The sequence below is a fragment of the Burkholderia sp. Se-20373 genome, from assembly GCF_017104705.1.
GTDB lineage: Bacteria > Pseudomonadota > Gammaproteobacteria > Burkholderiales > Burkholderiaceae > Burkholderia.
In genome coordinates, this window is the sequence record NZ_JAAGPH010000206.1 from 1 (window position 1) to 9,883 (window position 9,883).

General features: G+C 67.0%; 7 protein-coding genes. 4 read left to right on the forward strand and 3 right to left on the reverse strand.

The window, feature by feature from the left end; genetic code table 11:
* Both G3N96_RS35465 and tssI read right to left on the reverse strand, forming a co-directional pair.
* Window positions 1-350: hypothetical protein (locus G3N96_RS35465; RefSeq protein WP_206140080.1), on the reverse strand; the 350-nt coding region annotated here is incomplete at its 3' end.
* 69 nt (window positions 351-419) lie between these two features.
* Entirely contained in the window at window positions 420-3,398 is a 2,979-nt protein-coding gene (gene tssI, locus G3N96_RS35470) for a type VI secretion system Vgr family protein (RefSeq protein ID WP_206140081.1), read from the reverse strand.
* A 455-nt stretch (window positions 3,399-3,853) separates the two neighbouring features.
* Between tssI and G3N96_RS35475 the strand changes: the two genes are divergently transcribed.
* From G3N96_RS35475 to G3N96_RS35490, 4 genes are all read left to right on the forward strand, one after another.
* The gene (locus G3N96_RS35475; protein WP_206140082.1) at window positions 3,854-4,252 is read left to right on the forward strand and encodes a nuclear transport factor 2 family protein; all 399 of its coding nucleotides are present in this window, start codon (window positions 3,854-3,856) and stop codon (window positions 4,250-4,252) included.
* A 160-nt stretch (window positions 4,253-4,412) separates the two neighbouring features.
* Window positions 4,413-6,230 (forward strand): sulfoacetaldehyde acetyltransferase, encoded by a 1,818-nt coding sequence (gene xsc / locus G3N96_RS35480; RefSeq protein ID WP_206140083.1) that lies wholly within the window; start codon window positions 4,413-4,415, stop codon window positions 6,228-6,230.
* Between the two features lie 81 nt (window positions 6,231-6,311).
* Window positions 6,312-7,346: a phosphate acetyltransferase gene (pta, locus tag G3N96_RS35485; protein WP_206140084.1), complete on the forward strand. Its 1,035-nt coding sequence runs from the start codon at window positions 6,312-6,314 to the stop codon at window positions 7,344-7,346.
* On the forward strand, window positions 7,343-8,110 hold the full coding sequence (locus G3N96_RS35490) for a sulfite exporter TauE/SafE family protein (RefSeq protein WP_206140085.1): 768 nt from the start codon (window positions 7,343-7,345) through the stop codon (window positions 8,108-8,110). Before pta ends, G3N96_RS35490 begins: the two co-directional genes overlap by 4 nt.
* An 88-nt stretch (window positions 8,111-8,198) precedes the next feature.
* On the opposite strand, the gene G3N96_RS35495 is transcribed toward G3N96_RS35490, so the two are convergent.
* The coding region (locus tag G3N96_RS35495) for a cobalt chelatase (RefSeq protein ID WP_241022973.1) at window positions 8,199-9,883 on the reverse strand (1,685 nt) is incomplete at its 5' end.

Here is a 9,883-nt window from a genome sequence, read left to right on the forward strand (position 1 = left end):
AGCATCGGCCTGAGGCTCATGCGAGCCGCTGCCAGCGTCGGCGGTACAGGAATGACGCCGATCAGGTCGATACCGATGCTCACCCAGTCCATCGCATCGGCATTCGGCTTGCCGTACAACGCCTTCACGCCCAGCGCCACGCTCGCCAGGGCGATGACGTTACCGATCACCGGCAGCCCCTGCGCGACGTTACTCACCCGTTCCAGTGTGACGACGCCGCCGCTGATCTCCCGCAGCCACTGATCAAACTTGCGGGAGGCGGCGGCAATGTCTTCCGGGTGAATGGTGTTCAGCGGTGCGACAGCCAACTGCGGGGGACGAGGAGCGACAGCAGTCGAAGGTCCGGTCATGGCGAGAAATCGAGAAGAAATTCAGGAATTGGGGGAAGCGATGCGGAGGCCGGCGGCGAAGCGCGCCCGTTATACGAAACCGGGGGTACGCACGTCGGGCGTGGTCGGTCCGGCGCGACCGGGCCCGCCGCCCGCGTTGGCGGTCGTGCCCGCAGCCCCGAGCACGGTCCGGGCGCCGGAGAGCCCCGTGCCGACGAGGCTGCCCGCACCACCCGCGGTGAACGTGCCAATCAGTTGGCTCAGTTGCCGGCTCGCATTCGCCGCCGCGCCGGCGCCCGACAACACCTGCGAGGCAATCTCGCGCACCTGGGCGGGGGCTCCGGCAGATGTCTTGCGCGCGTCGTCCGACGCACCGTCCGGCCATCCGGCCTTGCGCGCGTAACTGCCCGGACTCCAGGGATCGGCGTTGTCGGTACCGAATGTCACGTGTGCCGGGCCGGGCGCCAGGCCGCTGACCGCGGCATACCCGTTGGCACTCAACACGCCGGTGGCGACCCGACCGAGTGCGTCCTCGACCCGGTATGACGACATCACCCCGCGCTGAATCGCATACGTGTTGAACAACTCCAGATTGCCCTTGCCGGGCGGCGGCGGCTCAGGAAACAGCGCCGCCCGACTCTTCGGTCCCGTGTACGTGAAACTCCCGGCATGCGCCGTATAGCCGCCTGCCGTCATGTGGGTAATGCCGCCGCTGGTGTATTGCGTTGCACTGCCTCCGCCGCTGACCACCAGTTCTTCCTGAGCGCTGATCGTGATGCGGTTCGCCGTGGCCGTCATGTTCAGCTTCGCCAGCAGCGTCAGGTTGTCCTTCAACGCCTTCAATTCGATGTCGCCCGACATTGCGACCAGTTTCCACCCGCACGATTGCACCAGCGTGCGCACGCCGCGCGCCACGCTCACCAGCAGGCGCTTGCCCACCGAGATGCCAACGTGCCCGCCCGCCGTCAGCGCGAGATGCTCGCCCGATGCCAGGTGGGTGGATTGGGATGTCGTGGCCGCAATGCCGGCCGCGCCCGCCAGTACCAGCAAAGGCGTGCGCATCTCGGGAAACTGACCTGCCTGCGCGTTGGGCAAACCGCTACCCTGGATATCGTCGCGCTGCGCCTGAAGTGCCTTTGCGACCTCGTCCTGGTCGCCCGCTTCCTGTACCTGTTGTTCGCGTGCCGTTGTCGCAAACGTGTCTTGCTGGTCGTGAGCCACCGACAGTCGCTCGACCGTCTCGATCATGTCCTTGGCGGGCTGCGCCGCGCCGTCTCGGGCCTCGGTCGTGATCAGGATGCCCCGGTTCGCACGCATCACGCCCCAGGCCATCGTCGCCAGTTCGAACCCTTCGCCGCGCGCTTCCAGCCGTCCCGGGCGCCCCTCGATACGCGTGTTGTAGCCCAGCACGAGGCGGGATTGGGCGTGATCGCTCGTCACCTGAACCTGCAACTGGTTCGGCGTGTCGTCCACCACGACCTGATTCGCCTGCCCGCCCGCGAGGCTCAGGCTGCGCCAGCCCATCAACGCCTGGTTCTTCGGCAACTCCCACGGCGGCTGGTTGAACTGGTTGACCTGGCGATCCGACACATACGGCTTGTCCGCATCGCCTTCGTGATAGCTCACCGTCACTTCCTGACCGATGCGGGGTAGCGCGACAAAGCCGAACCCGCCGCCCTGCCAGGGCGAGGACACGCGCACCCAGCAGCTCGCGTTCTCGTCGCGCTCGCCGATTCGATCCCAGACGAACTGGATTTTCACGCGCGCGTAGCCGTCGATCCACATGGGCTGATTCTCCGGACCAACCACCACGGCTGTTTCCGGCCCGCATGGCGGCTTTCTCTGCAGAGGACTCCGGAAGACGGTGTTCGCCGGCTGGACCACGAAATCGGTGACGCAGTGATACGGTTCGCCGCCCGTCGCCTGATCGTTGTTGCGAATCTCGACCCGCGCGGCGATCACCAGAAACTCGGCGTTGGTCGCCTTCTGCGGATGCCCCTCGACACGAAGCGTATGTCCCACCGCCAACCCGCGCAGATTGCCCCGCCCCTTCGCGCGCCTGCCTTTGCAGCGCTCCGCATCGACACGGACACCGGCCAGGTACCGGGCTTCCCGAGCCGTTTCACTACGCGTTCCGGACAAACCCATCGTGCCGGCCAGCGGCTGCGAGTAGTCGCCCCACGCATAATGTTCAGCGTTGTCGAACGGTATATCGCTGTACCGGTCCACAGCATTCGTCAGATTTGCCCGAGACTGTGTCGGATCGTAATCGATCAGACTGGCCGCTCCCGGTGTCAGCACCCGCGAGACTTTCAACTCGTGGATATGCTCTTCGTCGATACGTGCGCCAGCAGGTGCCCGATAGAAAATCGAGTCGTACATGTTCTCGTGCGGGTGATGAGCGCCCGGGGAGTCACACAGCACCAGCGTCGAGCCATCCACGAAGTAGTAGATGCCCCATTCGCTCCACAACCGGGCCAGGAAGTCGAAATCCGATTCCCACACCTGCCGCACATAGTCGCGTGCCGGATAGCCGCCGCCCAGGCCAATGGCGCCGAGCCGCCATTCGTACTTGAATGGATAAAGGCTCGAATCCAGCACGGCTTCCGTGATCTCGACGACATTCTTGTTCTGAAAGATGCGATTCTCGCGATTGAGCGTCGCGAGCCACAACCAGGGCCGCACCTTCATTTCGTAATAGGCGTACCGATCATCCTCGCCGGTGGACACCAGTTCGGCGATCAGCCCCGTCACCGCGCGCTTGCCGGCGCCCAGATTGCCCTGCCCCGCTTCGCCGGCCACGCCAGGAACGAACGTTCCCTTGCCGTCGAACTCGATCGAGATGGTCAGCTCGGTACCCACCAGCTTGTCGGGCTCGATACGATCACGCGCCTTGTAGACGGGTAGTGCCGGCAGGCTCAGCGTCCGGAGCTCGAGCGTGAACGTGGAAAGCTTGCCAAGTGTTTCATCGCCAAGGAGTTTGATCGGCAGAAGAATCGGCTGCCCGGCAAATTCGGGTAGCGCAACGCCGGATATCGACACAACACGGGACTGCGCGGATGAATACATGACTTCCTTTTTTCTGTCAGCGCAGGACTCCTATACGTTTCACACTCGAGCGATCCGTGAGTTTGCGCTGATGGGCCTATCCGGATCGAAGCGATGCGGCCGCCGGAACATACGAGGCTCGTGCCTTGCGTATCGTCCACCCGCTCCGATTCCGTGCAGGACGTCCGACAAGGCGGACGTCCGCGATCCGCTAGATGCTATCCGCAAACTCCATCCCAAAAAACACCCGGGAGATCTACGGGGCAAGACACAATGCTGCACTTGTGACGCAACACGTAAAAAATGTGAAGCAGACCATCCGCTGCCGCCCTGCAGCCAAGCACTGGCTCTGGCCCAAGCGAATCCCCCCCACTGGCGCTACCGCCAAAAACGAGCGCTCACTAACGTGTCGATACCGCGTGCCGCATGCGCGCCAGCGCCATGCGCACCGCCCACCATTCGACAGGAGACACGTTATGGCAGACACGCTCACCGGCCCCGTCACGGCCGCCACGCTCGCGGCATTTTCCGACGCCTTCAACCGGCACGACGCCAATGCGTTGATGGGCTTCATGACCGAGGACTGCGTGTTCGACGCGGCCGGCGGCCCCGACATCCACGGCACGCGCTTCGTCGGCCGTGACGCGGTACGCGCCGCGTTCGAAGCCGTGTTCAAGACCTTCCCCGACGCGCACTGGGGTCATGGCCGTCACACCGTCGCAGGCGAGCGCGGCGTCTCCGAATGGGTGTTCACGGGCACGCACGCCGAAGGCTGGCGCATCGAAGCCGAAGGCTGCGACCTGTTCGAATTCCGCGACGGACTGATCGCCGTCAAGCGTGCCTTCCGCAAGGAACGAGCGAAGCAGCCGGCCTGAGCGCACCGCCCGGGCCACCGTGCCCGACGCGCATTTTGAAACGAATCATTTCATTTCATTCCACATTCCTCGGCAGCGGGCGGAATGACTTGACCGGCCTTCCCCAGCAAATAGCATCTGGAACACGACGTTCCGTTAATTGAACAATCGGAGACAACCCATGAGCGAACAATCCACTTCCCTGCGTGCATCGGCGAACGGCCCGCAGGACATGACGCCGTCCGAAGCCTTCGTCGAGACCCTCGCGGCCAACGGCGTGACCGACATGTTCGGCATCATGGGCTCCGCGTTCATGGATGCGATGGACATCTTCGCGCCGGCCGGCATCCGGCTGATCCCGGTCGTGCACGAACAGGGCGCGGGCCACATGGCCGACGGCTATGCGCGCGTGTCGGGCCGCCACGGCGTCGTGATTGGCCAGAACGGCCCCGGCATCAGCAACTGCGTGACGGCGATCGCGGCCGCGTACTGGGCGCATAGCCCGGTCGTGATCGTCACGCCGGAAGCCGGCACGATGGGCATCGGCCTCGGTGGCTTCCAGGAAGCGAACCAGTTGCCGATGTTCCAGGAGTTCACGAAATACCAGGGCCACGTCACGCACCCGGCGCGGATGGCCGAATTCACCGCGCGCTGCTTCGATCGCGCGCAGGCCGAGATGGGCCCGACGCAGCTGAACATCCCGCGCGACTACTTCTACGGCAAGGTCAAGGTCGAGATTCCGCAACCGCGCCGGCTCGATCGCGGCGCCGGCGGCGAGCAGAGCCTGGACGACGCGGCCGCACTGATCGCGCAGGCGAAGTTCCCGGTGATCATCTCGGGCGGCGGCGTCGTGATGGCCGATGCGATCGAGGAATGCAAGACGCTCGCCGAACGGCTCGGCGCACCGGTCGTCAACAGCTACCTGCACAACGACTCGTTCCCGGCGAACCATCCGCTGTGGTGCGGCCCGCTCGGCTACCAGGGCTCGAAGGCGGCGATGAAGCTGCTGTCGCGCGCGGACGTCGTGATCGCGCTCGGCTCGCGCCTCGGGCCGTTCGGCACGCTGCCGCAGCACGGGATGGACTACTGGCCGAAGGACGCGAAGATCATCCAGATCGACGCCGATCACAAGATGCTCGGCCTCGTGAAGAAGATCTCGGTCGGCATCTGCGGCGACGCGAAGGCCGCGGCGGTCGCGCTCACGCAACGCCTCGAAGGCCGCACGCTCGCGTGCGACGGCTCGCGCGGCGATCGCGCCGACCAGATCGCGACCGAGAAGGCCGCGTGGGAAAAGGAACTCGACGACTGGACGCACGAGCGCGACGCGTACAGCCTCGACATGATCGACGAGCAGAAGCACGAGAAGCCGTTCAGCGGCGGCCAGTACCTGCATCCGCGCCAGGTGCTGCGCGAACTCGAGAAGGCGATGCCCGAGGACGTGATGGTGTCGACCGACATCGGCAACATCAACTCGGTCGCGAACAGCTACCTGCGCTTCAACAAGCCGCGCAGCTTCTTCGCGGCGATGAGCTGGGGCAACTGCGGCTATGCGTTCCCGACGATCATCGGCGCGAAGGTCGCCGCGCCGCACCGCCCGGCCGTGTCGTATGCGGGCGACGGTGCGTGGGGCATGAGCCTGATGGAAACGATGACCTGCGTGCGCCACAACATCCCGGTCACGGCCGTCGTGTTCCACAACCGTCAATGGGGCGCGGAGAAGAAGAACCAGGTCGACTTCTACAACCGCCGCTTCGTCGCCGGTGAACTCGACAACCAGAGCTTCGCGGCGATCGCGCGGGCGATGGGCGCCGAAGGGATCACGGTCGACCGCCTCGAGGATGTCGGCCCGGCGCTCAAGCGCGCCATCGACATGCAAATGAACGAAGGCAAGACGACGATCATCGAGATCATGTGCACGCGCGAACTCGGCGATCCGTTCCGTCGCGATGCGCTGTCGAAGCCGGTACGCATGCTCGACAAGTACAAGGACTACGTGTAAAACGCCGCGTCGCCGACGCACCCCGATGCCGGTCGCGCGCCCCGCTCGTGCGGCCGTTTTTTCTTTTTCTCTGAGCGAACGATGAAAGCCCTCGACCGCATTCTCGACGCCGCGCGCCGTCAGCCGATGCGCATCGCACTGTGCGAAGCCGACGATCCGCGCGTGCTGCAGGCCGCCGCGCGCGCGACGCGCGACGGCATCGCCCGCATCGTGCTCGTCGGCAACCGTGCGGCCATTCACGCGGCGGCCGCGCGCGACGCGATCGATCTCGCCGGCATGACGCTCGTCGATCCGGCCACCGCCGCGCAGCGCGATGCCTATGCCGACACGCTGCATGCGCTGCGCAAGAGCAAGGGCATGACGGCCGATGCCGCGCGCGACGCGGTGCTCGACCCGCTCTGCCACGCGAACCTGATGGTGCGGCTCGGCGATGCGGACGGCTCGGTCGCGGGCGCCGTGCATGCGACGGCCGACGTCGTGCGCGCGGCGATCCAGCTGATCGGCGTCGATCCGGCGTTCCGGATCGTGTCGAGCTTCTTCCTGATGATGCTGTGCGAACCGTTCCACACGATCAAGGGCGGGCTGATCTTCTCCGACTGCGCGCTGGTCGTCGATCCGGACGCCAGTCAACTCGCCGAGATCGCGATGGCCGCCGCCGACAGCGCGCACGCGCTGCTCGGCGAGGAACCGCGCGTCGCGATGCTGTCGTTCTCGACGAGCGGCAGCGCGCATCACGCGGCGGTCGACAAGGTGACGGCCGCGACCGCGCACGTGCGCGAACGCCGCCCCGCGCTCGCGATCGATGGCGACGTACAGCTCGACGCGGCGATCGTCGCGGAAATCGCCGAGCGCAAGATCGCGCATTCGCAGGTGGGCGGCCACGCGAACGTGCTCGTGTTCCCGAGCCTCGAAGCCGGCAACATCGGCTACAAGCTCGCCGAGCGGATCGGCCGCGCGAAGGCCGTCGGCCCGCTGCTGCAAGGCTTGCGCCGCCCTGCGAACGACCTGTCGCGCGGCTGCAGCGCCGACGACGTGTACCACGTGATCGCGGCGACCACCGTGCAGGCGCAGGCGGCCGCGCAGCGCGCCGCAACCGGCGAGGCCGCACACGCATGACCGCCGACAAACTGGCGATCCTGATCGCGGTGATCGGCGCCGGCAGCTATTTCCAGACCGTCACCGGCTTCGGGCTCGGGATGATCGTGATGGGCGCGACGAGCGGCTTCGGGCTCGCGCCGCTCGCCACCGTCGCCACGCTGATGAGCGTCGTGTCGCTCGCGAACGGCGCGACCGCGCTGCCCGGCCGGCTGCACCACATCGACTGGCGCGCGGTCGGCGCGGCGACGCTCGGCATCCTGCCGTCCGTCGTCGCCGGCGTGCTGCTGCTCGAATGCCTGAGCCGCTCGGCGGCCGACCTGCTGCAACTGATCCTCGGCGCGGTCGTGCTGTATGGCGGCCTGAGCGCGGCGCTGCGCCCGACGCCGCTCACCGAGCGCTCGGACAACCGCAGCTTCTTCGTCAGCGGCCTGTTCGGCGGGCTGCTGAGCGGGATGTTCGGCGTGTCGGGGCCGCCGCTGATCTTCCAGTTCTACCGGCAGCCGCTGACGCTCGTGCAGATCCGCTGCGCGCTGATCGTGCTGTTCACGACGACCTCGGCCACGCGCGTGCTGTACAGCGCATGCGAAGGCCAGCTCGATCGCGACATCTGGCTGCTGGCCGCGATCGCGACGCCGGTCGTGATGCTGATGACGGTGGCCGCGCGCCACTACCCGCCGCCGCTGTCGCCGGTCGCGCTGCGCCGGCTCGCGTTCGGCGTGCTGATGGCGATCGGTATCGGGCTGATCGCGACGTCGCTGCCGCCGCTGCTGCATCGCGCTTGATGTCGCGCGGCACGCGCCGCGTCGCACCGCCCTGTTCCCGACGATCGATTCGGACTCGACGCATTCGCGTCGAATGCAGCCGCCCGCGTCACCGCCGCGCGCCGATCCATCCGGCGATTTCGACGAGCCGCTTCATGTCCGGCGCCGATGCAAGATCGATCGCGAGCCGGTGCCGGTAATACGGACCGAGATCGAGCCCGACGCCCAATCCGAGCACTTCGACGCGACCCGCCGACTCCTGGCGCGCAACCACCTGCTTCAGATGGTTGTCGAGGTAGAACGGATCGTTCGCGAGCGCCGTCGCACCGTCCATCGGGCTGCCGTCCGAGATCACGACGAGGATCCTGCGCGCCTCCGGCCGCGCCGCGAGTCGCGCGCACGCCCATTCGACCGCTTCGCCGTCGACACCTTCGCGGAACAGATCAGCCTTGAACAGCGCGGCAATGCCCGAGCGCGCACGGCGCCAGCGGGTATCCGCGTCCTTGAACACCAGGTGGCCGGTTTCGTTGAGCCGGCCCGGATGACGCGGCTTGCCGCGCGCGAGCCAGTCCTGCCGGGCACGGCCGCCGTTCCATGAGAGCGTCGTGAAGCCCAGCACTTCGGTTGCGAGACCGGCGGCATCGCCCGCGCGGGCCAGCGTGTCGACCATCAGCGCGACGCCGTCGATCCACGTCTTCATCGACCCCGAACAGTCGATCAGGAACGCGAGCGCGCAGTCGGCGTGCGGCCGCACACGTTCGAGCCGGAACAGCCGCCGTTCGGCCGGCGAGCTGACCAGTTGCGCGAGCCGGCGGCCGTCGAGACGGCCATGCTCCTCGCCGAACGACCAGCCATCGGCCTGCGGCACGACGAGCGCCGCGCGCAGCACACGTGCGAGCCGCGTGACGTTGATCCGCTGCGCGGCGACCTGGCCGTCGAGCCGGTCGCGATACTCACGCAGCAATGCCGCGCGGATCTGCGCGGCCGGTCGAAGCTCGCGGTCGTAGCGCGTCGTGTATGCACGATAGACGGCGTCGCCGCCCTGCAGCACGACGCTGTCGCCCGTCTCCACGAGTGCCGGCATATCGATGCCGGTGTCGTCGAAATCGACCCACAGCGAGAAATTCGTCAGTGCATCGTCCGGCTCGCGCGCGTCTTCCGTCTCGGTTTCGACGACGGCCGCGCGCGCGTCGCGGATCATCGACGCAATGCGCTTCGCAAGCGCCAGCGCATGTTCCGCGAATGCGCGCTGATCGTGCCGGCACCGCTTGAGCCCCGCGAGCTGCACGCCGATCTCGGGCACGATCGCCGCGCGCGACGCTTCGATCAGGTCTTCCGTCTCTTCGAGCACGGGCCAGCCCGTCAGCCGCGACCACGCGATCTGCGCGACCGTGTACACGAGAATCCCGACATGCGTATCGGCCCGCCCCGACCGGTGAAACGCACGCGACCAGGTCTCGAAGCGATGACGCAGGTTCTGCACGACACCGCGCATGGCGGGCGGCGCGAGCGACTCGCAGCGCAGTTGCTCGAGCATGTCGAACAGCACGCGTTCGACCGGATCGTCGCCGGACAACGCGCGATGCAGGTCCGCATCGGAATGCAGGATGCGCAATGCGGCGCCGTCGGCCGCGCCGCGCCATGACGCGAGATCGTCGTCGGCGGCCTGCGCGCGCAGGTGCGGCGCATGGATCGGCAGCGGCCGCAAGTCGCGGCACACGCGGCCCGCCCGGTAATGCAGCGCCGCGTCACGCGTCAGCGCGCGTACCGTCGACGCACCCAGCGCTTCGCGCG

Coding starts and splice junctions, on each gene's coding strand:
- pta (WP_206140084.1), top strand. CDS start 6,312: ATGAAAGCCCTCGACCGCATTCTCGACGCCGCGCGCCGTCAGCCGATG.
- G3N96_RS35490 (WP_206140085.1), top strand. CDS start 7,343: ATGACCGCCGACAAACTGGCGATCCTGATCGCGGTGATCGGCGCCGGC.
- tssI (WP_206140081.1), bottom strand. CDS start 3,398: ATGTATTCATCCGCGCAGTCCCGTGTTGTGTCGATATCCGGCGTTGCG.
- xsc (WP_206140083.1), top strand. CDS start 4,413: ATGAGCGAACAATCCACTTCCCTGCGTGCATCGGCGAACGGCCCGCAG.
- G3N96_RS35475 (WP_206140082.1), top strand. CDS start 3,854: ATGGCAGACACGCTCACCGGCCCCGTCACGGCCGCCACGCTCGCGGCA.